Annotated in this window: 27 protein-coding genes; 25 read left to right on the top strand and 2 right to left on the bottom strand. The window is 70.7% G+C overall.

From position 1 onward, the window contains the following. Positions 1-2: 2 nt before the first annotated feature. Both flgK and flgN read right to left on the bottom strand, forming a co-directional pair. Complete coding sequence (gene flgK / locus ABD875_RS16715) at positions 3-1,376, bottom strand: flagellar hook-associated protein FlgK (protein WP_345180202.1); 1,374 nt, start codon at positions 1,374-1,376, stop codon at positions 3-5. A 5-nt stretch (positions 1,377-1,381) separates the two neighbouring features. Next, positions 1,382-1,873 (bottom strand): flagellar export chaperone FlgN, encoded by a 492-nt coding sequence (flgN, locus tag ABD875_RS16720; protein WP_345180204.1) that lies wholly within the window; start codon positions 1,871-1,873, stop codon positions 1,382-1,384. Between the two features lie 300 nt (positions 1,874-2,173). Between flgN and ABD875_RS16725 the strand changes: the two genes are divergently transcribed. The 25 genes from ABD875_RS16725 to fliP all read left to right on the top strand — a co-directional run bounded on the left by ABD875_RS16725 (position 2,174) and on the right by fliP (position 21,710). Beyond that, on the top strand, positions 2,174-3,055 hold the full coding sequence (locus ABD875_RS16725; protein WP_345180208.1) for a sigma-70 family RNA polymerase sigma factor: 882 nt from the start codon (positions 2,174-2,176) through the stop codon (positions 3,053-3,055). A 141-nt stretch (positions 3,056-3,196) separates the two neighbouring features. Then, a complete protein-coding gene (locus tag ABD875_RS16730) occupies positions 3,197-3,991 on the top strand; it encodes a flagellin N-terminal helical domain-containing protein (protein WP_243056483.1) in 795 nt (264 codons plus the stop codon). Positions 3,992-4,123: 132 nt separating this feature from the next. Next, a complete protein-coding gene (fliD, locus tag ABD875_RS16735) occupies positions 4,124-5,479 on the top strand; it encodes a flagellar filament capping protein FliD (protein WP_345180216.1) in 1,356 nt (451 codons plus the stop codon). 11 nt (positions 5,480-5,490) lie between these two features. Next, positions 5,491-5,877 (top strand): flagellar export chaperone FliS, encoded by a 387-nt coding sequence (gene fliS, locus ABD875_RS16740; protein WP_345180220.1) that lies wholly within the window; start codon positions 5,491-5,493, stop codon positions 5,875-5,877. Next, a complete protein-coding gene (locus ABD875_RS16745; protein WP_345180224.1) occupies positions 5,874-6,257 on the top strand; it encodes a hypothetical protein in 384 nt (127 codons plus the stop codon). The genes fliS and ABD875_RS16745 overlap by 4 nt, the downstream gene beginning before the upstream one ends. Before the next feature lie 172 nt (positions 6,258-6,429). Further along, entirely contained in the window at positions 6,430-6,747 is a 318-nt protein-coding gene (locus ABD875_RS16750; protein WP_345180226.1) for a flagellar basal body rod protein FlgB, read from the top strand. Next, a complete protein-coding gene (locus tag ABD875_RS16755) occupies positions 6,747-7,139 on the top strand; it encodes a flagellar basal body rod protein FlgC (protein ID WP_345180229.1) in 393 nt (130 codons plus the stop codon). The genes ABD875_RS16750 and ABD875_RS16755 overlap by 1 nt, the downstream gene beginning before the upstream one ends. Beyond that, the gene (gene fliE / locus ABD875_RS16760) at positions 7,139-7,462 is read left to right on the top strand and encodes a flagellar hook-basal body complex protein FliE (protein ID WP_345180231.1); all 324 of its coding nucleotides are present in this window, start codon (positions 7,139-7,141) and stop codon (positions 7,460-7,462) included. The genes ABD875_RS16755 and fliE overlap by 1 nt, the downstream gene beginning before the upstream one ends. Beyond that, positions 7,459-9,057 (top strand): flagellar basal-body MS-ring/collar protein FliF, encoded by a 1,599-nt coding sequence (gene fliF / locus ABD875_RS16765; RefSeq protein WP_345180235.1) that lies wholly within the window; start codon positions 7,459-7,461, stop codon positions 9,055-9,057. The genes fliE and fliF overlap by 4 nt, the downstream gene beginning before the upstream one ends. Positions 9,058-9,077: 20 nt before the next feature. Next, entirely contained in the window at positions 9,078-10,070 is a 993-nt protein-coding gene (gene fliG / locus ABD875_RS16770; RefSeq protein WP_345180238.1) for a flagellar motor switch protein FliG, read from the top strand. Then, positions 10,054-10,731 carry a FliH/SctL family protein gene (locus ABD875_RS16775; RefSeq protein WP_345180240.1) on the top strand — a complete coding sequence of 226 codons (678 nt, stop codon included), beginning with the start codon at positions 10,054-10,056 and terminating at the stop codon, positions 10,729-10,731. The genes fliG and ABD875_RS16775 overlap by 17 nt, the downstream gene beginning before the upstream one ends. Continuing rightward, a complete protein-coding gene (locus ABD875_RS16780; RefSeq protein ID WP_345180242.1) occupies positions 10,728-12,035 on the top strand; it encodes a FliI/YscN family ATPase in 1,308 nt (435 codons plus the stop codon). Before ABD875_RS16775 ends, ABD875_RS16780 begins: the two co-directional genes overlap by 4 nt. Before the next feature lie 44 nt (positions 12,036-12,079). Then, positions 12,080-12,478 (top strand): flagellar FliJ family protein, encoded by a 399-nt coding sequence (locus tag ABD875_RS16785; protein ID WP_345180244.1) that lies wholly within the window; start codon positions 12,080-12,082, stop codon positions 12,476-12,478. Then, positions 12,475-13,416, top strand: coding sequence for a transglycosylase SLT domain-containing protein (locus ABD875_RS16790; protein WP_345180246.1), 942 nt, complete (start codon positions 12,475-12,477; stop codon positions 13,414-13,416). Before ABD875_RS16785 ends, ABD875_RS16790 begins: the two co-directional genes overlap by 4 nt. Further along, complete coding sequence (locus ABD875_RS16795; RefSeq protein ID WP_345180250.1) at positions 13,413-14,642, top strand: flagellar hook-length control protein FliK; 1,230 nt, start codon at positions 13,413-13,415, stop codon at positions 14,640-14,642. Before ABD875_RS16790 ends, ABD875_RS16795 begins: the two co-directional genes overlap by 4 nt. Before the next feature lie 9 nt (positions 14,643-14,651). Beyond that, a complete protein-coding gene (locus tag ABD875_RS16800) occupies positions 14,652-15,155 on the top strand; it encodes a flagellar hook capping FlgD N-terminal domain-containing protein (protein WP_345180252.1) in 504 nt (167 codons plus the stop codon). Positions 15,156-15,206: 51 nt separating this feature from the next. Then, positions 15,207-16,070: a flagellar hook protein FlgE gene (locus tag ABD875_RS16805; protein ID WP_345180256.1), complete on the top strand. Its 864-nt coding sequence runs from the start codon at positions 15,207-15,209 to the stop codon at positions 16,068-16,070. 161 nt (positions 16,071-16,231) lie between these two features. Beyond that, positions 16,232-16,510, top strand: a complete 279-nt coding sequence (locus ABD875_RS16810) for a flagellar FlbD family protein (RefSeq protein ID WP_345180258.1) — start codon at positions 16,232-16,234, stop codon at positions 16,508-16,510. Next, complete coding sequence (locus ABD875_RS16815) at positions 16,510-17,277, top strand: motility protein A (protein WP_345180260.1); 768 nt, start codon at positions 16,510-16,512, stop codon at positions 17,275-17,277. Before ABD875_RS16810 ends, ABD875_RS16815 begins: the two co-directional genes overlap by 1 nt. Then, a complete protein-coding gene (locus tag ABD875_RS16820) occupies positions 17,277-18,257 on the top strand; it encodes an OmpA/MotB family protein (protein ID WP_345180264.1) in 981 nt (326 codons plus the stop codon). The genes ABD875_RS16815 and ABD875_RS16820 overlap by 1 nt, the downstream gene beginning before the upstream one ends. Further along, the gene (locus ABD875_RS16825) at positions 18,254-18,697 is read left to right on the top strand and encodes a flagellar basal body-associated FliL family protein (RefSeq protein WP_345180266.1); all 444 of its coding nucleotides are present in this window, start codon (positions 18,254-18,256) and stop codon (positions 18,695-18,697) included. Before ABD875_RS16820 ends, ABD875_RS16825 begins: the two co-directional genes overlap by 4 nt. 92 nt (positions 18,698-18,789) lie before the next feature. Continuing rightward, on the top strand, positions 18,790-19,749 hold the full coding sequence (locus ABD875_RS16830) for a flagellar motor switch protein FliM (protein ID WP_345180268.1): 960 nt from the start codon (positions 18,790-18,792) through the stop codon (positions 19,747-19,749). Continuing rightward, a complete protein-coding gene (gene fliN / locus ABD875_RS16835; protein ID WP_345180270.1) occupies positions 19,746-20,501 on the top strand; it encodes a flagellar motor switch protein FliN in 756 nt (251 codons plus the stop codon). The genes ABD875_RS16830 and fliN overlap by 4 nt, the downstream gene beginning before the upstream one ends. Position 20,502: 1 nt before the next feature. After that, positions 20,503-20,910: a flagellar biosynthetic protein FliO gene (locus ABD875_RS16840; protein WP_345180272.1), complete on the top strand. Its 408-nt coding sequence runs from the start codon at positions 20,503-20,505 to the stop codon at positions 20,908-20,910. Further along, on the top strand, positions 20,907-21,710 hold the full coding sequence (gene fliP / locus ABD875_RS16845) for a flagellar type III secretion system pore protein FliP (protein WP_345180273.1): 804 nt from the start codon (positions 20,907-20,909) through the stop codon (positions 21,708-21,710). Before ABD875_RS16840 ends, fliP begins: the two co-directional genes overlap by 4 nt. Positions 21,711-21,715: the final 5 nt, after the last annotated feature.

A 21,715-nucleotide genomic window follows, 5' to 3' on the forward strand; every position in this document is an offset into this window, starting at 1 on the left:
GACTACACCGCCATTCGGTTGATCAGGGTGTCGAGCACCTGGTCGATGGTGGACATCACTCGCGCTGCGGCCTCGTAGGCACGCTGCGCGCTGACCATGTTCACGGTCTCCTCGTCGAGGCTGACTCCGGCGAGCTGCTCGCGGGCGTTGTCGACCTGCTTGGTCAGGGCCTGCTGGTTGTCGGCGAGCTGCTTGGCGGAGTTCACCTTGCTGCCGAAGCCGTTGACCAGGCGCTGGTAGGAGTCGTCGACGTCGACGGACTTCGACAGCGCGGCGGCGTTGTTGCCGTCCTTGCCGCCACCCGGGACCTCGGAGAGGGCCAGCTCGTTCGGGTCGGTGATCTGGACCTTGAGGGTCGCGAGCACGTCGCCGGCGGTGTAGGAGAAGAGGTCGCCGCCGGCGTTGCCCGCTGCGTCGTACCCGGCGTTGTGCTGGGCGTTGACGTGGTCGGCCAGGTCCTGGGCGACCACGGCGAGGTCGGCGAGGTACTGCGGGAGGTCGTTGTCGAGCAGCTCGGCCGTGGCGCCGAGGTCGCCGCCCACACCCGCGTTGGTCAGCGTGACCGTGGCGCCGGTGGCGTCGGGGTCGAGCTCGAACGTGGTGGCCGGCGGTCCGGCCGTCGCCTTGAGCGTGGCCGAGTCGAAGCCCGTGACGAGCTCCTTGCCGTCGAGCGTCACGCTCATGAGGCCGTCGGCGCCCTCGGTCGCCTTCGCGCCCGTGAGCGTCGCCAGCCGCAGCGCGATCGCGTCGCGGGCGTCCATCAGCGTGGTCGTGTCGGAGCCGCCCGCCTTGGCGGCCGAGATCGTCCGGTTGGTCTCCGCCAGGTTCTTCACCAGCGTGTTGATCTCGGTGACACCGGCGTCGAGGTGCGCCTGCTGGTCCGAGATCTCGTCGTTGACGTGCGTGGCCTGGAGGTTGATCGCGTCGACCAGCGTGTTCGCCGCAGCCAGGACCTGGCTGCGGGCGGCGTCGCTGCCCGGGGCGTTCCCGGCGTCGCCCAGGGCGGCGCGGAACTTGCCGAGGGCGTTCGCGACACCGTTGTCGCCGGGCTCGGCGAGACCGGTCTCCACGCGAGCCATCGACAGGGCGCGCATGTCGAGGTAGGCCTGGCGGCCGCGCTCGCGACGGACCCGGACGTCGAGCAGGGCGTCGGTCATCCGGTCGACCCGCGACGTCTGGACACCGCTGGCGGTGTCGTTCGACCGGGCCCACAGGGCCGGCCCGCTGGCCGCGCCGAGGGTCTCGCCGACCACGCGACGGCGGACGTAGCCGTCGGTCCCGACGTTCGCGACGTTCGTGCTCGCGATGTCGAGCGCGACCTGCTGGTAGCGCAGCGCCGTCAGCGCCGTGTTGATGGAGGAAAAGGTGCCAGCCATGTGTGTCAGAGGCTCCGATCGAGGACGGCCGAGCGGGTCTGTCCGACAGCGACAGCGCCGTCGGCGGTGTAGGTCTTGGCCCCGTTGCCGAGGCCGAGGAGGGTCTCGTGCGCGGCACGCAGGCCGGAGGAGATCAGGCTGCGGTTGGTGGCGGCGGCCTTGATGATCTCGTCGCTGAGCACCATCAGCGCGTCGCGGTGCTCGGTGAGGATCGTGGCCCAGGGCTCGTCAGCCGCGGTGGCCAGAGCGCTCAGGCTGGGGTTCGGCGGCAGGCCGACGGTCTCGGCGGCCTCGTCCGCGGCGACGGCGCGGAGCACCTCGACCTCGCGGATCTGGCGGGCCGCCTCCTCGACGTCGCGCGCCGAGGCCGCGATCCATCGGGTGCGCCCGCTGGACATGACCAGCTCCTCGAGCTCGAGCCGGTACAGCAGACCTTCCAGGAGCTCGCGCTCCCTCCAGAGGACCCACGTCAGCTTCTCCACGTGTCCTGCTCCCATCGATGGTGATTTCTTGGTCTAGATCACTCCATCGGACAGCGCGCGGCGGTGTTGAGGGATTTTGCCGAGAGCTTTCGCTGTGCTGCGCGCACGGATTAGCACGCGTGACGCACGCGGGACGGGCGGAGCCTCAGAGGGCTTCAGAACGCCGGCTTTCGCACCGGAGTGCGAGACTTTCCTGGGTCATGCATCGGCACCGATTTAGGGGGACTTGAGGGTGATTCAGCCCACTTCTCGAATTCGGCCCGAATTCCCCGGTATTGGATGACAACGCCGGATTTTCTATGCACGCTTTCCGGCGTGAATCCCCCGAAGAATGACGTCCCGCCGGGCTCCGAGGCGTTGATCGTGCAGCACATGGCACTGGTCGGACACATCGTCCGCGAGACCATGTCCCGCGTGCCGTCCCACGTGGACCGCGACGACCTCACCTCCGCCGGACTGACCGCACTCGTCCAAGCAGCGAACGCCTACGACCCCGAGCGCGGTGTGCCCTTCAACCGGTACGCCGCCACCCGCATCCGCGGTGCGATCGTCGACGACCTGCGCAGCATCGACTGGGCCTCGCGCTCCGTGCGCCGCCGGTCCCGCGAGCTCGACATGACGCGGGCCAACCTGGCCACCGTGCTCGGCCGGACCGCGACGACCGCCGAGGTCGCCCAGGCCGCCGGCATCACCCTCGAAGAGGTCATCGCCAACGACGAGGACGTGTCGCGCGCCCAGGTGCTCTCGCTCAGCGCCTCCGAGGACGACATGATCGGCGAGCGCCTGGTCAGCAACGCCCCGGACCCGCAGGCGATGCTCGAGCACCGCGAGCGGCTCACGTACCTGACCGAGGCGATCGCCGAGCTCCCCGACCGGCTGCGGCTCGTCGTCGAGCAGTACTTCCTGGCCGAGCGCCCGATGGGCGAGATCGCCGAGACCCTCGGCGTGACCGAGTCGCGGGTCTCCCAGCTCCGCGCCGAGGCGATGGTGCTGCTGCGCGACGCCCTGAACATGGCGCTCGACCCCGAGCTCGTCGAGCCGGCCGCGCGCCCGAACGGCTGTGCCGCCCGGCGCCGCCAGGCGTACTTCACCGCCGTCGCGGACCGGCACGCCGCCGGACTGCGCGGCCAGATGACCGGCCAGATGACCGGCCAGATGATGAGCGCCCCCAGCACGTCGTACAACGCCAGCGCCTGACCGTGACCGACGGCCGCGGAAGATTCTTCGAAGTTTTCTCGGAATCCTCCTCAAGCCGCCTCGAGACCGACCGATAGATCTCCTGACGGATCCCACGGATGGGGTCCAGCAGTCACACCCCCCAAGGAAGGAACCCCCCTCATGGCACTCCGCATCAACCAGAACGTCGACGCCCTCAACTCGTACCGGAACCTCTCGGTCACCCAGGGTCAGCTGTCGAAGTCGCTCGAGAAGCTGTCGAGCGGTTACCGGATCAACCGTGCCGGCGACGACGCCGCCGGTCTCGCGATCTCCGAGGGCCTGCGCGCCCAGGTCGGCGGCCTCAAGGTCGGCGCCCGCAACGCCCAGGACGGCATCTCGGTCGTGCAGACCGCTGAAGGTGCGCTGACCGAGGTTCACTCCATGCTGCAGCGCATGAACGACCTCTCGGTCCAGTACCAGAGCGGTGCGGTCACCGGCAACGCCGACGCCGAGGCCGCCCTGCAGGGCGAGTTCGACGCGCTCCACTCGGAGATCGTCCGGATCAAGGACAACACCAAGTTCAACGGTGTGGCCCTGTTCAACGACGCTGACCTGACCTTCCAGGTCGGCTACGACACCGCCGACACGATCACCGTCGACGGTGCGGCCGCCCTCAAGGCGTTCGACGTCTCCGGCGCGGTCATCACCGACTCCACCACGGTGCAGACCGAGATCAACTCGATCTCCACGCAGCGTGCGTCGCTCGGTGCCCTGCAGAACCGGTTCGAGCACACCATCAACTCGGTCAACACCGCGATCGAGAACCTGTCCGCGTCGGAGAGCCGCATCCGCGACACCGACATGGCCCAGGAGATGATGAGCTTCACCCGCTCGCAGATCCTGTCGCAGGCTGGTACGTCCATGCTGGCGCAGGCGAACCAGGCCCCGCAGGGCGTTCTCTCCCTGCTGCGCTGATCTCGTAGGTGGATCGGCCACCCGCTGATCCACCGACGGTTCCCATGGAATCCCCGGGGGAGTGTCACCACTCCCCCGGGGATTCCGGGCAGTTAGGCCTGCCCACCATTTCGAACACAGCAGGAGGACTTCGTGGCTACGAGCAGCATCAGCGGGCTGGCGAGCGGGCTCAACACCGCTGAGATCATCGACCAGCTCATGCAGCTGGAAGCCCTCCCGCAGACCCGTCTCGAGAACCAGCAGGCGACCGAGAAGGCCAAGCTCGCTGCGCTCCGTGCGACCAACACCGACACGACGCTGCTGCGCGACAAGGCCGACGCCCTCTCGAAGGCCACCACGTGGCAGACCGTGAAGGGCACCGTGACTGGTCCCGGTGCGACCGGCGTGACCGTCAAGGTCGCCGGCACCGCTCTCGCCAACACCTTCAACGTCACCGTCGACAAGCTGGCCGCACGGACCCAGCTCGGCTTCACCGACTCCGCCGACATGAGCGACGTCGTGGTCGCCGGCGCCGGCATCAAGATCACCACCCACGACGGCACGGTGCACGACATCGCGACCGGCGGCGGCACGCTGACCGAGCTGGTCTCCGCGATCAACGCGTCCAGCAAGGACACCGGCGTCTCCGCGACCGCGGTCAAGACCGCCGACGGCACCTACCGGCTGCTGGCCCAGTCCACGGCCACCGGCGCGACCACCGACTTCACGCTGACCAACGACGACGAGAGCGACCTGCTCGGCGGCGCGACCGTCTCGGCCGGCTCCGACGCCCAGATCAGCCTGGGCGCGGGCATCACCGCGACCTCGAGCAGCAACACGTTCACGAACCTGGCGCCCGGCGTGGACGTCACGCTCGACCCGAGCGCCACCATCGGCTCCAAGGCGACGGTCACCGTCGCGCAGGACCCGACCACGATCACCGACACGGTCAAGGCCCTGGTCACCCAGCTCAACTCGCTGCTGGGCGGCATCGACGGCCTCACCGCCACCAAGACCGCGACCTCCGCGGGGGGCGCTCTCGCCGGCGACTCCACCGCGCGCGGCGTCCGCAACTCGCTCCTCGAGACGGTGTTCGTCCAGGGCGGCACGAGCACGATGGCCGACGTCGGCATCCAGACCGACCGCTACGGCAAGCTCGTCTTCGACGAGGCCAAGTTCAAGGAGGCCTACGCGAAGGACCCCGCTGCCGTGGCCGCGATGTTCACGGCAGGCGCCACGACCGCGGAGGACGGCTGGGCCGCCCGGCTCAAGTCGACCGCGACGCTGGCCTGCGACCGGGTGAGCGGCACGCTCACCTCCGCGATCGCCAGCCGCGACGCGACGGTCACCCGGTTCACCAAGTCGATCGCCGACTGGGACGACCGCCTGGAGCTTCGCCGGGCGGCACTGGAGAAGCAGTACTCCGCACTCGAGACCGCGCTGTCCGGCCTGCAGAGCCAGGGCAACTGGCTCGCCAGCCAGATCGCCGGCCTCCCGAGCTGGTCGTGAGGTACCAAGCCATGAGCATGCAGAATCCCCGAGACACCTACCTCGCCGCGACCGTGCAGACGGCCAGCCCGGCCCAGCTGCTGGTGATGCTCTGCGAGCGGCTGAACCTCGACATGGAGCGTGCCGCCGAAGCGCTGCGCCAGGGCCGTCCGAGCGACGCCCACGAGCCGCTGCTCCACGCTCAGGAGATCGTGCTCGAGCTCCGCGCGAGCCTCAAGGTCGACGCCTGGGAGGGCGGGCCGGGCCTCGCGGCGATCTACGACTTCCTGCACTCGCAGCTGATCAAGGCCAACATGGGCAAGGACCTCAAGATCACCGAGTCCTGCCTGTCCCTCGTCGCGGAGCTCCGCGACACCTGGCGGGCCGCCGCGATGTCGCTCCTCCAGGCCTCGGCATGAGCACCACCGCGCACCGCCGGATCACCCGACTGACGTCGGACGACCTGCAGCCGGGTGCGCTCGACGCGCGCCACCACCTGCACTGGGAGACCGCGCTGGACCGCCTCGAGCTCGAGGTCATCTACGTCGAGCGGCTCCTCGTCGACCCCGAGTCCGACCACGAGGCGCTGGACCCGTGGGACGAGCCGCAGCTGGCCGGTCCCATCCCGGACGACCTGGTCGAGCGCGCGGTCGAGATCCGCGCCCGCCAGGAGCGCGCCGAGCGCGCACTGGCCCACGTGGTCGACCGCACCCGCCGGCAGCACCAGTTCGCCGCACGCGTCGACCGCGCGACCGGAGGACGCAGCGTTCCCTCGCTGTACCTCGACGTCGACGCCTGAATCACGCTCAAAACAGGGCGAATCTCCCTCGACATCTCCTCAAGTCGAGCGCCCGCACGCCGAAGTAATCACTGAGCGACGGATTGCTCTCCCCCTTGGCCGAAGGACCGGCACCACCCTCGTATCTACGGAGGCTGGCGTGTCGTTCGCCATTTCAGGTCCGGTCGGTGCGGTGCTCGACTCAGCACTGGACGGAATCGCCCAGCGGCAGCGAGTCATCGCTGACAACATCGCGAACGTCGACACCCCGGGCTACCGCGCCGTGAACGTCGACTTCGAGACGAGCCTGCGCGCGGCGATCGACTCCGGCGACTTCACCGCTGACCTCCAGCCCGCGCTCCTCGCGACGGATACCCCGGTGGGTGCCAACGGCAACAACGTCGACCTCCGCAAGGAGACGATGGCCGCGGTCCAGACCCAGTTCCAGTACCAGATCATGACGCGGGCGACGACCGACCGCTTCGACCTGATGAAGACGGTGGCTCAGTAATGGGCGCCTTCGACACGCTGCGCATCGCGAGCTCCTCGCTGGGTGCGCACCAGACCTGGCTCGACACGCTCGCGTCGAACATCGCGAACGTCAACACCGTCACCAGCACCGACCAGGACGCGTTCCAGGCCCAGATGCTGATCATGCGCGAGTCGCAGGGCGGTGGCGTCGAGGTCGCCGGCATCGCGGTCAGCGACCCGGCCGGCCGACTGGTCTCCGACCCGTCGAACCCGCTCGCCGACGCCGACGGCTACGTGCGAGCCCCCGAGATGGACCTCTCCTCCCAGATGACCCAGCTGGTGATGGCGCAGCGCGGCTTCCAGGCCGCCGCCCAGGTCACCAAGGACGCGCAGGAGACCTACGGGTCGGCGCTTCAGATCGGACGTGCCTGATGAGTGTGAACGCAATCGAGGCCCTCGGCTTCACGCCGAGCGTCGCTCCCGTGATGCCCGCCGGCACCGAGGCCGTGAACGGCTCCTCGCAGGTCACCGGCGCCAAGTTCGGCGACATGCTCGTCGAGGGCCTGGACCACCTCGAGGCCGTCCAGGACAAGTCCGACCGGCTGGCCGTGCAGGCCGCGACCGGCGACCTGGACGACATCCACGACTACACCATCGCCGCCACTGAAGCCTCCGTCACCGCTCAGCTCACGGTCGCCGTGCGCAACCGCGCGATGGAGGCCTTCAACGAGATCATGCGGATGCCGATCGGATGAAGCAGAACCTCAACCGGACGCTCACCCGCGTCCGTACCACGTTCATGGCGTTCACGCCGGGTCAGCGCGTCGTCACCGTCGTCGGTGTCGCCGCGCTCGTGCTGGCGGCGTTCATGGTCTTCCGCTGGGTCTCGACCCCGAACTACGCACCGCTGTACAGCAACCTGGCCTCGGAGGACGCGTCGGCGATCGTCGACGAGCTCACCGCCGAGGGCACGCCGTACCAGCTGGCCGACGGCGGCGGCACGATCATGGTGCCGCGCGACGACGTCTACTCGACGCGGATCGCGCTGAGCGGCAAGGGCCTGCCCGAGTCCGGTGGCGACACCGGCTACTCGCTGCTCGACGGCCAGGACATCTCCACCTCGGAGTTCCAGGAGCAGACCGACTTCAAGCGCGCGATGGAGGGCGAGCTCGCCAGCACCATCGAGGCCGTCGACGGCGTCAACACCGCCATCGTCCACCTCGCGCTGCCGGAGAAGGAGGTCTTCTCCGACGAGCAGGACCCGCCGACCGCGTCCATCCTGGTCGACACCAGCGCCGGCACGAGCCTCGAGCCCGAGCAGGTCCAGGGCGTCGTCCACCTGGTCGCCTCCAGCATCGACGGTCTCGACCCGGCCGACGTCACCGTCACCGACGCATCGGGCAAGGTGCTGTCGAACGGCGACGACGGTGGTGCCATGGGTGCGAGCTCGCGCGACCAGCAGCTCAACGACTTCCAGCAGGCGACCGTCAAGCGGATCCAGACCATGCTGGACACGATCCTCGGCCCCGGCAACTCCATCGTGCAGGTGACCGCGGACCTCGACTTCGACAAGTCCGTCCAGGAGTCCACGACCTACGGCACGGACGAGGAAGCCCCCGTTCTCTCGTCGAACCGCAACACCGAGAAGTACAGCGGCCCCGCGGGCGGCACCGGCGCGACCGGCGTCGTCGGCCCGGACGGCCAGATGGATTCCTTCGGGAACGCCGGCACCGGTGGCAACTCCGCCTACACCAAGAGCTCGGTGACCGAGGACAGGGGCGTCGACAAGACCGTCGAGCACCGCGAGACCGCCCCCGGCAGCGTGAACTCGATGCACGTGGGTGCCGTCCTCGACACCACGGCCGCCCAGGCGGTCAACGTCGCCGACGTCCAGGAGCTGATCGAGGGGACGCTCGGCATCAACCTCCGGCGCGGTGACACCGTCGAGGTCTCCACGATGCCGTTCGACCGCACGGCCGACGAGGCCGCCGCCAAGGAGCTCGCCGCCGCCGCCGCGGCCGAGAAGCAGGCTCAGACCTGGCGCCTGGCCCGCAACCTGGGCATCGGCGTCGCGGTCCTGCTCATCGTCCTCATCGCCTGGCTCAGCGCTCGCCGCCGCGCCAAGAAGAAGGAGGAGCAGACCGCCTACCTCGTCGAGCAGCTGCGTCTCGACGCAGCCGAGCGGGCCGCGTCCGCCGTCGCGATCGAGCCGAACCCGGCGCTCGCCGCGCTCGAGGCTGCCGAGAACAACGTGGCCGACGAGATGCGACTCGAGCTCGCGAGCCTCGCCGACGGCCAGCCTGAAGACGTTGCCACGCTGCTGCGCGGCTGGCTGGTGGAGCGCTCCTGATGACCGTCAACGTTGCAAGCATGGGCGTCCGCAAGGCCGCCATCGTCCTGATCCAGCTGGGCAAGGACGCTGCCGCGCAGGTGCTCAGCCACCTCTCGGACAGCGAGGTCGAGGCGATCTCCGCCGAGATCGCACGCCTGGAGTACGTCGACGCCTCGGAGAGCAGTTCGGTCCTCGAGGAGTTCCGCGAGATGGCCAAGGCGCGCGCCAACTGGGCGCAGGGTGGCCTCGGCTTCGCCAAGAACATGCTGGAGCAGTCCCTCGGCTCCGAGAAGGCCGCCGAGATCATGGAGCGGCTCCAGGCCGCCGCCATCCAGATGCCGTTCCAGTTCCTGCACCGGGCCGACCCGGTCCAGCTGCGGACCTTCATCGCCGACGAGCACCCCCAGGTGATCGCGCTGGTGCTGGCCCACATGACGCCGGACAAGGCGTCGCTGGTGCTGTCCGGCCTGCCGTCGAGCCAGCAGGCAGCGGTGGCTCACCGCATCGCGGTCATGGACCGGACCTCCCCGGAGATCATCCGGACGGTCGAGGCCAACCTCGAGCGCAAGCTGTCGTCGGTGCTCCAGCCGAGCGAGATGTCGCGCGTCGGTGGCGTCGACCCGCTGGTCAACATCATCAACCGGTCCGACCGGCTCACCGAGCGGCAGATCGTCGAGGGCCTCGAGGCGCTCGACGCCGAGCTGGCCGACGAGGTCCGCAGCCGGATGTTCATGTTCGAGGACATCATCCACCTCGAGGACCGCTCCATCCAGCTCGTCGTCCGCCAGGTCGTCGAGGCCGACCTCGCCCTCGCGCTCAAGGGCGTCAGCGAGCCGGTCCGCAACAAGATCACGTCGAACCTGTCGTCCCGCGCCGCCGAGAACCTCGTCGAGGAGATCGAGCTGCTCGGTGCCGTCCGCCTGGTCCAGGTGGAGGAGGCCCAGCAGTCGGTGATCCGGGTCATCCGCCAGCTCGAGGAGCAGGGCCAGATCACCATCCACCGGGGCAGTGACGATGAGCTTGTCCTCTGAGCTGGACGCGGCCGGCTACGAGTCCGTGGCCCGCCCCGACCTGCGCAACGGAGTCTGGACCCGCCTCGGCGACCACGCGGTCCTCGGCGACGAGGTCACCGAGGCCGCCCTCGGTCTGCTCGCCGAGCGGACCCGGGACGCTGCGCGCGCCCAGGGCTACTCCGTCGGCTGGGCCGAGGGCCGCCGCGAGGCGCTCGAGCTGGCCACCACCACGGCGACGATGGTCGAGCAACGCCACCGGGAGGAGGAGCTGCGCCGCGAGCGCGAGCACCAGACCGCAGTCGCCGCGCTGGTCGCCGCCGCCGACGCGCTGCGCTCCGCCGCCCACGACGTCGCGACCCGGATCGCCGACCAGGCGGTCGACCTCGCGTTCGACCTGACCGAGACGATCGTCGGGCACGAGCTCGCGTGCGAAGCCGACCCCGGCGCCGCTGTCGTCACCCGGGTCCTCGCGGTCCTCCCCGACGACCCCACCACGACCGTCCGGCTGCACCCCTCCGTCGTGCACAGCGACGCGGTCGCCGCGCTCGCCGAGCACGGCGTCCGTCTCGTGGTCGACCCCCAGCTCACGCTCCACGACGCCGTCGTGGAGACCGAGACCAACGCCATCGACCTGCGCATCGACACCGCCCTGGACCGGCTCCGGGAGGCGCTGCGATGACCGTGCTCACCGAGACCCGCGTGGAGCGGGCGCGCCTCGCGGTCCGTCCCGCCCAACGCGGTCGCGTCGTCGGCCTGCTCGGCCTGCGGGTCACCGTCGCCGGCGTCTCCGCGGCGCTGGGCGACCTGCTCGAGGTCGACGGCGCAGCCGGGATCGTCCCGATCGAGGTCGTCGCCAGCGACAAGTCCCTGCTCACCTGCCTTCCGCTCGCCGAGACCACCGGCCTGCGCGCCGGCGACCACGTCCGCGCGACCGGCGAGGGCCTGCGCATCCCCGTCGGGGAGGCGCTGCGCGGCCGCGTGCTCGACGGTCTCGGTCGCCCGATCGACGGCGGCCCGGCGTTCGGCCACCTCGACACGGTGGTCGTCGACAACACCCCGCCGGCCGCGCTCAGCCGACCGCGCATCGACACCCAGCTCGGACTCGGCGTCCGCGCCATGGACTCCCTGATCGCCTGCGGCCGCGGCCAGCGCCTCGGCATCATGGCCGGCTCGGGCGTCGGCAAGTCCAGCCTGCTCTCGATGATCGCCCGCGGCACCGACGCGGAGATCTCCGTGATCGCGCTGATCGGCGAGCGTGGCCGAGAGGTCCGCGAGTTCCTGGAGAACGACCTCGGTCCCGAGGGCCTGGCGCGCTCGATCGTCGTCGTCGCGACGTCCGACGAGCCCCCCGTCGTCCGGCTGCGGGCCGCGTTCGTGGCCACCCGCATCGCCGAGTGGTTCCGCGACAGCGGCCGCCACGTCGTGCTGATGATGGACAGCCTCACCCGCGTCGCCCTCGCCCAGCGTGAGATCGGCCTGTCCGCGGGCGAGCCGCCGGCGACCCGCGGCTTCCCGCCCAGCGCCTTCGCGCTCCTCCCCCGCCTGCTGGAGCGCGCCGGCACCTCGCCCGAGGGCAGCATCACCGGCCTCTACACCGTCCTCGTCGAGGGTGACGACCTGCAGGACCCGATCGGCGACGCCGCCCGCTCCATCCTGGACGGCCACGTCGTGCTCTCGCGCGAGCTGGCGACCTCGGCCCACTTCCCGAGCATCGACGTGCTCGAGTCGATCTCCCGGGTCGCCTCGGCGATCACGAGCCCGGAGGGCAAGCAGGACGCCAACCGGCTGCGTCGGCTGCTGGCCGCGCACCGCTCGGTCAAGGAGCTCGTCGAGATCGGCGCGTACGTCGCCGGCGCGGACGCCGATGCCGACGCGGCGATCGCACTGCTCCCCCAGATCAACGCCTTCCTGCGCCAGGACATGGACGAGACCACGCCCGCCGCTGACACCTGGTCGGCCCTGCACGAGCTGATGGCCTCGTGAAGCGCGCCGGCTCGAACCTCCGTGGGTTGGTCCGCCTCCGCAGCGTGCGCGAGCGCGACAGCCGGATCGGTCTCGCGGCCGCCCTCGGCGAGGAGCGTGCGGTGCTCGACCGCATCGCCGAGCTCGAGCGTCAGCTGCGGGAGGTCTCGACCGCCGGCACGACCGACGTGGCGTCGTTCCAGGCCAGCCAGCACCACCGCGAGGCCCTCGGGGAGGCGCTGGTCGCCGCGCGCGTCGAGCTCGAGTCCGCCCAGGCGCTGACGCTCCTGGCCCGCAACCGTTGGATCGAGGACCGCAGCCGGCTCGCCGCTGTCGAGTCCCTCGTCGCCCGCCGCGTCGCCGCCGCGCTCGAGGAGCGCCGCCGTCGCGAGGACCGCGAGCAGGACGAGGTCGGCACCGACCTCTGGCGCCGCGCCCAGACCGAGCTGGAGGCATCGGCATGAGTGTCCAGGACGTGACCAGCCGGATCGCGCAGATCCAGGCGCAGCTGGCGGCGCTCGCCCCGGCGCAGAGCGCGGGCACCACGAGCACCGCGGGAACTCAGTTCGCCGACCAGCTCAGCCAGCTCACCGCCGGGACCACCGCCACCGGCGGGACCCAGGGCGAGGCCGTGGTCGCCGCGGCGAAGAAGTACCTCGGCGTCCCCTACGTGTGGGGCGGCACGGACCCGAACAACGGTCTCGACTGCTCCGGTCTGGTGCAGCGGGTCTACAAGGACCTCGGCTACGAGCTCCCGCGGGTGTCCTACCAGCAGGCCGAGGCCGGCCGGCCCGTCGAGGGCGGCCTGGCCAACGCCCAGCCCGGCGACATCCTCGCGTTCGGCTCGCCCGTGCACCACGTCGGCATCTACATCGGCGACAACAAGATGATCGAGGCGCCGCGCCCCGGCGAGAACGTGAAGATCAGCTCGGTCTACGAGACTCCGACCGCGATCCGCCGCGTCCTCCCCGACCCGTCGGCTGCGGTGAGCCCGGCGGTCGCCACCGGCGGCAGCGTCGCCGCGGGCACGCCGTACGCCGGCCTGTTCGAGCAGGCGAGCCAGAAGTACGGCGTGAGCGCGCAGCTGCTGGCCGCCGTCGCGAGCCAGGAGTCCGCCTTCGACCCGCGGGCGACCAGCCCGGCCGGCGCCCAGGGCCTGATGCAGCTGATGCCCGCGACCGCGCAGGGCCTCGGTGTCACCAACCCCTACGACCCGGCCCAGGCCGTCGACGGCGCCGCCCGGCTGCTGAGCAGCCTCCTCGACCGGTTCGGCAGCACCGAGCTCGCCCTGGCGGCCTACAACGCCGGCCCGGGCGCGGTGCTCCGCTACAACGGCATCCCGCCGTACACGGAGACAACGAACTACGTCCGCTCCATCATGTCCAAGCTGGAGGCCGCATGACCACCACTCCCATCGCCGGTCTGTTCCCGGGGCTCGGTGCCGGCCAGGCCGGTGCGTCCACCGGGCAGCCGGGTACCTCCGGCTCGACCGGCGACGCCTTCCTCGCCCTGGTGCAGGGTCTGCTCGACGAGGCGGGGGCCCAGCCGGCCGTCGACCTCGCCGCGGCCACCCCGGACCCCGCCAACGCCGACCTCGTCGACACGCTCGTCGCGCCGACGGCCGAGGACGCGGCGCAGCCCGTGCCCGCCGGGTCGCCGGCCGTCGAGGTCGCGCCGGTCGCGCTGCCCGACCTCACCGCGGCCGCCGCCGTCGTCCCGGTCGTGGTGCCGATGATCATTCAGGCCCAGCCGGCCGCCCCGGCCGAGGAGGCACCGGCGGCAGCCGCCGCAGCCCCCACGGTCGCCGCGGTCGCGACGCTCGCGAGCCCGCCCGCGGTCACGGCCGCCGTCGCGGCTGCCGCCCCCGCGGCTGCTCCGGCAGCTCCGGTCGGGGAGGAGCCGGCGAAGGCCGACGAGCCCGCCACCGGCACCACCACGACCCCGGAGTCGTCCACGCCGGACGCCGAGCTGCCCGACGTCGCGGTCACGCGCGTCGAGCAGCGCCCGGCAGCCGCGTCGACGACCGCCCCGACCACCACGCCCACTGCGCTGGCCCCGGTCGCCGGGCCCGCGCCGGTCGTCACGACGACCACGGCCGCTCCGGTCGACTCCAGCCAGGTCACCCAGCAGGTGTTCCCCGAGGTGGTCCGGGTCGTCAACAACCCGAACGGTCCCCAGCGGGTCACCATCAAGCTGAACCCCGAGGCGCTCGGTGAGGTGCGGGTCGTGCTGACCAGCCGCAGCGGCCAGCTCGAGGTGAGCCTGGCCGGCGGCGCCGAGGCACGGGCCGCCATCACCGACGGCGCGTCCGAGCTGCACCGCCTGCTCGACCTGATCGGCCGCGGCGACTCGCGCATCGTCGTCCGCGACCTCGCGGGCACCGTGCCGAGCACGACGGTCAGCCAGCCGGCGCCCGCGGCCAGCGGCTCCGGCGTACCCACCGACCTCGCCGGCGGTGCCGGCACCGGAACCGGGCGACCGGGTGGCGAGGCCGCCACCGGCGAGCAGTCCCGGAACCACACGAACGGAAGCAGCAACGCCACGGATGGCACCCCGGCCCCGACGAACCCGTCGCGGTCCACCGATTCCGTCACGCGGGCCCACACGGGCCTCGACGTGACCATGTGAGGAGCCACCGTGACTGTTGGAGCCACTGAAGCCGTCGGGACGACGCAGCCCGGGCTCTACACGCCCCCCAGCTCGACCAGCAGCGAGGACAAGGAGATGTTCCTCAACCTGATGGTCGCCCAGCTGCGCTACCAGGACCCGCTGAACCCGGCCGACTCGGGCGAGTTCCTCGCCCAGTCCGCGCAGTTCACGTCGCTGGAGAAGATGCAGGACGTCGCCGACCAGACCGCGGCCCTGCTCGCCACGTCGGTGTCGTTCGGCGCCAGCAACATGGTGGGCCGCAGCGTCACCTACATCGACGCCGACGGTGAGGCGATCTCCGGTGTGGTCGATTCGGTCAGTTTCGACGCCAGCGGGCCGATGCTCCAGATCGGCGGCCAGAGCGTCTCGCTCGGCCAGGTCCAGTCCGTCGGGACGCCGCCTGCCCCGGGCACCCCGGCCACCGGGACCCCGGCCACGGACACGGACACGGCCACCGACGAGACCCCCACCGACGACACCCCCGCTCCCTGAACCCCTGACCTCTGACCCCCCAGCTCCACTGACACCACCCAGGAGATCCACATGCTTCGCTCCCTCTTCGCCGGCATCAGCGGCCTGCGCGTCAACCAGACCATGCTCGACGTGACCGGCAACAACATCGCCAACGCGAACACCGCCGGCTTCAAGTCCAGCTCGACGGTCTTCTCGGACACGCTGTCGCAGATGCTCACCGCGGGCTCCGCGGCCGGCGCCGGCGTCGGCGGCAGCAACCCGATCCAGGTCGGGCTCGGTGTCCAGGTCGCGGCGACCAACACCAACTTCAACCAGGGCTCCGCGCAGACCACCGGCCGCCCGACCGACCTGATGCTCCAGGGCGACGGGTTCTACGTGATCAACCGCGGCGGTACGACGACCTACACCCGCGCCGGCGCCTTCAACTTCGACCCGAACGGCGACCTGGTGAACCCCGGCGGCGGCTACGTCCAGGGCTACGCGGTCGACGCCTCCGGCGACGCCGTGATGAGCACCCCGTCGGACGCGAGCGACCTCATCAACATCTCGCTCCCGGCCCAGGACACCACCGGTACCTACGACCTGCAGTCGTACGAGATCGGCCGTGACGGCAAGGTGACCTGCACGTTCGAGGACGGCTCCAAGGAGGTCATCGCCCAGATCGCGATCGCCGACTTCGCGAACCCGATGGGCCTGAACAAGTCCGGCGAGACCAGCTTCAGCGAGAGCACCGCCTCCGGCGGCGTGCAGCTCGGCATCTCCGGCCAGGGCACCCGCGGCTCGATGATCTCCGGCGCGATCGAGATGTCGAACGTCGACCTCGCCCAGGAGTTCACCAACCTGATCCTCGCCCAGCGCGGCTTCCAGGCCAGCTCGCGGGTCATCACGACCTCCGACCAGGTCCTCGAGGAGCTCGTCAACATCAAGCGCTGACGACGAACGGCCGGCCTGCGCGCCCGGCACCGGCTCCTCCGGGAGCGGTGCCGGGCGCCCTGCTTTTTCGGACGTACGTCTCAGGTCTGGACCGCTGACGCCGATCTATAGACCGAGCAGCCACGGACGGCCGCTCGCACCACAGCCCAAGGACGGTACCCATGATCACGCTCACGCGACTCTCCGGAACGGTGTTCGCTCTGAACTCCGACCTGATCGAGCGCATCGACGCGACTCCGGACACGGTGATCACGCTCGTCGACGGCAAGAAGTACGTCGTCGTGGACGCCCTCGAGGACGTCGTCTCCGCCGTGCGGCGCCACCGTGGCGAGATCCTCGCCCTGAGCACCCTGCTCGACGTCGAGCCGTTCAGTGAGCCCGCTCCGCCACACCTGGGCACCGTGACCGAGCTCCACCGCATCGACGGGACGGAAAGCTGATGGATCCGGCAACCCTGATCGGCATCGCCCTGGCCTTCATCATCGTCGTGGTGGTGAACGTCATGGAGGGTGGCAACCCGATGGCGATGATCCTGATCCCCCCGATGCTGCTGGTGTTCGGTGGAACCCTGGTCATCTGCCTGGCCGGCGGCACCATGGGCGACGCCAAGCTCGCGATGCAGGGCATGGTCAAGGCCTTCACGAGCCCCGCGCCGAGCGCGGCCCAGCTCGTTCCCGAGCTGGTCACGCTGGCGGACAAGGCCCGCCGCGAGGGCCTGCTCGCGCTGGAGGACTACGTCGCCGACCTCGACGACCCGTTCCTCGTCAAGGCGCTGACCATGGCGATCGACGGCACCGACCCCGAGGAGCTGCGCGACATCCTGGAGGCCGAGGTCCACGCCAAGAAGGCCGAGACCAAGCAGGCGGCGAAGTTCTGGACCGCGGCCGGCGGCTACGCCCCCACCATCGGCATCGTCGGCACCGTCATGGGCCTCATCCACGTGCTCGAGCAGCTCGCCCAGCCGGAGAAGCTCGGCCACCTGATCGCCGGCGCGTTCGTCGCCACCCTGTGGGGCGTCTTGTCGGCCAACGCGCTCTTCCTGCCTCTCGGCGCCCGGATCACTCGCCTCGGCGAGCTCGAGGTCGCCCAGATGGAGCTCGTGATCGAGGGCGTCGGCGCCCTCCAGGCCGGGTCCAACCCGCGCCTGGTGGCCCAGCGTCTGCGGTCGCTGCTCCCGGCCAGCCAACGCGAGGAGGAGGCCGCCTGATGTCAGCCGCCCGCAGGCGCCGCCGGCACGAGGATCACGAGGAGCACGAGAACCACGAGCGGTGGCTCGTGACGTACGCCGACATGCTCACGCTGCTGATGGTGCTGTTCATCGTCATGTTCGCCATGAGCCAGGTGGACCAGACCAAGTACGAGGCGCTCCGCGACAGCCTGTCCGTCGGGTTCGGCGCCGAGAGCAGCGTGCTCCAGGGCAGTCAGTCGATCCTCGAGGACAAGGAGTCCGCGGTCGAGCCCGACCTGGTCACCGGTGCCCTGATCGACAGCCTCGACAGCACGCCCGGCAGCCCGGTGACCTCCGACGCGGAGACCGAGCGCCAGCGCCAGCTGGCCGCGGCCCGCGCCGAGGCGAACAGCCTCAAGGCGGTCGAGGCGAAGCTGCTGGGCGCCCTGGCGGCGAAGGGTCTGAGCAACGACGTGCGCACGGTCATCGACGAGCGCGGCCTGGTGGTGAGCCTGGTGTCCCGGCACGTCGTCTTCCAGCCCGACGTCGCCACGCTGAGCCCGCGCGGCCAGCAGGTCGTCGACACCCTGGCACCCGTCCTGGCCGACATCCCGAACGCACTCCGGCTCGACGGCCACACGAACCAGGAGAAGGTCCGCCCGCGCCTCTACGCCACCGACTGGGACCTGTCGGCCGCGCGCGCGGTGACGGTGCTGCGCCGGTTGAACGAGCTGCACGGCATCCCGCAGACCCGGTTGTCCGCGTCCGCCTTCGGCCACACCGAGCCGCTGATCGACCCGAGCCTGGCCAGCTCACAGGACATCAACAAGCGGGTCGACATCGTGGTCCTCCCGGCGACCGACGCGATGTCGAGCCAGCTGATCGACGACGTGATCAACGCCCGCTCGGGCACGCAGCAGACGAAGGCCACGTCCGGCACCCACGAGACCAACGCCCAGTCGGGCACCCACGAGTCAGCAGCCCCCCATGCGGGCACCCACGAGGGAGACGAAGGATGAGCACCAAGACCAAGGACGAGGCCGAGACCACTGCCGACGGCGCGGACCAGCCGAAGAAGAGCAAGAAGAAGCTGATCATCATCGCCCTCGTGGTGGTGCTGGTGGCGGGCGCCGGCTACTGGTTCTTCCTCAAGCCGTCCGGCGCCGAGGCGGCGCCCGTGCCCGGCGAGGTCGCGCCCTTGGAGGCCATCCAGATCAACCTCGACGAGGGGCACTACCTGCGCGTCGGTCTCGCCCTGCAGCTGGTGGAGGGTGCAGACGAGGTCGACGGCAGCAAGGCCCTCGACGCCACGATCGAGCTGTTCAGCGGCAAGAGCATCGAGGAGGTCACTGCGCCGAAGGAGCGCAAGCACCTGAAGGAGGAGCTCCAGAAGGAGCTCGAGCACCTGTACCACGGCGAGGTTCTGGAGGTGTACTTCACCGACTTCGTCACCCAGTGACCCCTTCGTTACCCGATATGTGATCTGGGTCACACTTCGGGCGGATCTTCGAATCCACTCAAGTCGGCGTCCGTAGCGCCGAATGGTTGGGTGTGCCCCCCACCGATGAGCTCACCGCGCACCCCGAGGCGGCTACGTCCGACGCGCCTGCCCGAGGCGACCGGCGGCCCGAGCCGCAGCCGTACGACTTCCGGCAGCCGATCCAGCTGTCGCGCGAGCACTCGCGGATGCTGCAGCTGGCGCTCGACGGCTTCTGCCGCCAGGCGACGACCGTGTTCACGTCGTCCCTGCGCACCGTCTGCCTCGTCACGCTCACGTCGGTCGACCAGCGAACCTACGCCGAGTACATCGACTCGCTCGACAACTCGACGTACCTGACGATCTTCTCCGCCGACCCGCTCTTCGCCCAGGGCGTGTTCGAGCTCCCCCTCGTCGCGATCATGACCTGCGTCGACCACATGCTCGGTGGCCCCGGGCGCATCGACCAGCCCGAGCGCCCCCTGACCGAGATCGAGGCCGGCGTCGCCGGCGGCATGATCGAGCGGCTGCTCGGCGAGATGCGCTACTCGATGACGACGATCGGCTCGTTCGAGCCGAAGGTCCGCGGCGTCGAGTACAGCCCCCAGTTCGCCCAGGTCGCGGGCGCGGCCGACGTGATGGTCGCCGCCGCGCTGGAGCTCCGGATCAACGAGCGCAGCTTCCGCATGACGCTCTGCATGCCGTTCTCCGGCCTGCTCCCCCACCTGGTCCGTGCCGGCGCCCCCGCCGAGCTGTCCGACCACGAGCGCGTCAAGCGTGAGCGCGCCGCCGCCGAGCTGAAGCAGCAGTTCCAGCGGGTCCCCGTCGACGTCGCGGTCCGGCTCCGGCCGACCAACCTCGGCCCGGTCGACCTGGCCGCCCTCAAGCCCGGTGACGCCCTCCGCCTCGCCCACCCCGCCGCGGCCCCCCTCGAGGTGGTCGTCGACGGCATCAGCTTCGCCCACGCCACCGCCGGTGCCAGTGGACACCGACTCGCCGCCCTCATCGTGGGCACCTCGAAGGAGAACGCATGACCACCGCGCCCACCGCCGACATCCAGATCGCCCTGACGGCCGCCGCGGCCGCAGCCGCCGTCCTGCCGGCCGCCGAGCCGCTCACCGCGGGCACCCCGCTGCCGGGCGGCGAGGGTGTCGCCGAGCCGTTCGCCGGCGCGGTCATCGCGGACCTCGAGGGCGACGCGACCGGTCGGGTCGCGGTGCTGGTCGGCGACGACCTCGTCGCCGCCCTGGCCTCGAGCCCGCTGGGTGGCCTCGACCTGGCCGCCGCGCTCCAGCCGGCGATCGACTCGTTCGCCCAGGCGCTCGGCGCTCGCGCCGGCGCCGCCCGCCAGATCGAGCCGGGCCTGGTCGTCGGCGACGTCGGCTTCCCGTTCGTGACCATCCCGCTGAACGGCGCCGAGACCGCCGCCGCGATCCTGGTCCCCGAGGCAGTCCTGCTCGACGCCGCCTTCACGGTCCCGTCGTCGCCGGCCGCCGCGCCGGCCGCCCCTGCCGCCGAGGCGCCGCGACCGACGCAGCCCCGCGGCATCGAGATGCTGCACGGCGTCGACATGGAGGTCACCGTCGAGATCGGCCGCGCGCGGATGACCGTCCGCGAGCTGCTCGACATCGCCCCCGGCACCGTCCTCGAGCTGGACCGCGCCGCCGGCAGCCCGGCCGACCTGCTGGTCAACGGCCGGCTGATCGCCCGCGGCGAGGTCGTCGTCATCGACGAGGACTACGGCCTGCGCATCACCGAGATCATCACCGACGGCGCGGCGAGCTGACGTGGTCGAGCTCGCCGTACGCCTGGTCCTCTCGCTCTCGCTCGTCCTCGGCCTGCTGCTCCTCCTCGCACGCGTCGGGGGCCGCAAGTTCCGCGGCAAGAGCGGTGCGATGGTGCAGATCCTGCACCGCCAGCACATCACCCGCGGCTCGACGATCTCCGTCGTGTCGGTCGGCTCGAAGGTCCTCGTCCTCGGCACCACCGAGCACCAGGTCCGGGTGCTGACCGAGCTCGACCCCGACGAGATCGAGCTCCCCGAGCTCGAGGAGGCTGTCGAGGACGGCGCGTCCGAGAAGCCTCTGGTCTCGCTCCCCAAGCAGGGTGTCTCGACGTCCCCGCTCGCCGGTTCGGTCCTGAGCGTCGACACCTGGAAGCAGGCCCTCGCGGCCGCGACCAAGAGGGCGTCGTGATCGGCCGCAAGCTCGGCCGGGCCCTGTTCGTCGCCGCGACCGTCCTGGTCACGGTGTTCCTGCTCCCGGCCGCGGCCACCGCCGTTCCCGGCGGTCCGAACGGGCCGAACGGACCGAGCGGCGGCAACGGCGGCTCGGACGTGACCGTGAACCTCGAGGGCGTCACGAACGACCCGAGCAACTCGGTCGTCGTGCTGATCGGCCTGACGCTGATCTCCCTGCTGCCCGCGATCCTGCTCAGCTGCACGGCGTTCACCAAGATCTTCATCGTCCTCGGACTGACCCGCAACGCGCTCGGTCTCCAGCAGACCCCGCCGAACCAGGTGCTCGCCGGGCTGGCGCTGTTCCTCAGCCTCTTCGTGATGGGCCCGGTGCTCTCCGAGATCAACGAGGTCGCGCTGCAGCCCTACCTCAACGGTGACAAGACCGCGTCGCAGGCGATCGACGCCGGCACCGAGCCGCTCAAGACCTTCATGCTCGACAACACCGACGACGACGAGCTGGTGCTGCTCACGAACGTCGCCGACCGCGAGCTGCCGGCCAACCGGGAAGAGGTGTCGATGACGACGCTGATCCCCGCGTTCGTGCTGACCGAGCTCAAGCAGGCGTTCATCATCGGCTTCATCATCTTCATCCCGTTCCTGGTCATCGACCTGGTCGTCAGCGGGGCGCTGATGGCGCTCGGCATGATGATGATGCCGCCGGTCATGGTGTCGCTGCCGTTCAAGCTGCTGCTGTTCGTCCTCGTCGACGGATGGGCGCTGGTCATCAAAGCGCTCGTCTCGAGCTACGGAACCTAGGGGCC

Origin of the sequence: Nocardioides caricicola (assembly GCF_039541135.1) — a bacterium.
GTDB lineage: Bacteria > Actinomycetota > Actinomycetes > Propionibacteriales > Nocardioidaceae > Nocardioides > Nocardioides caricicola.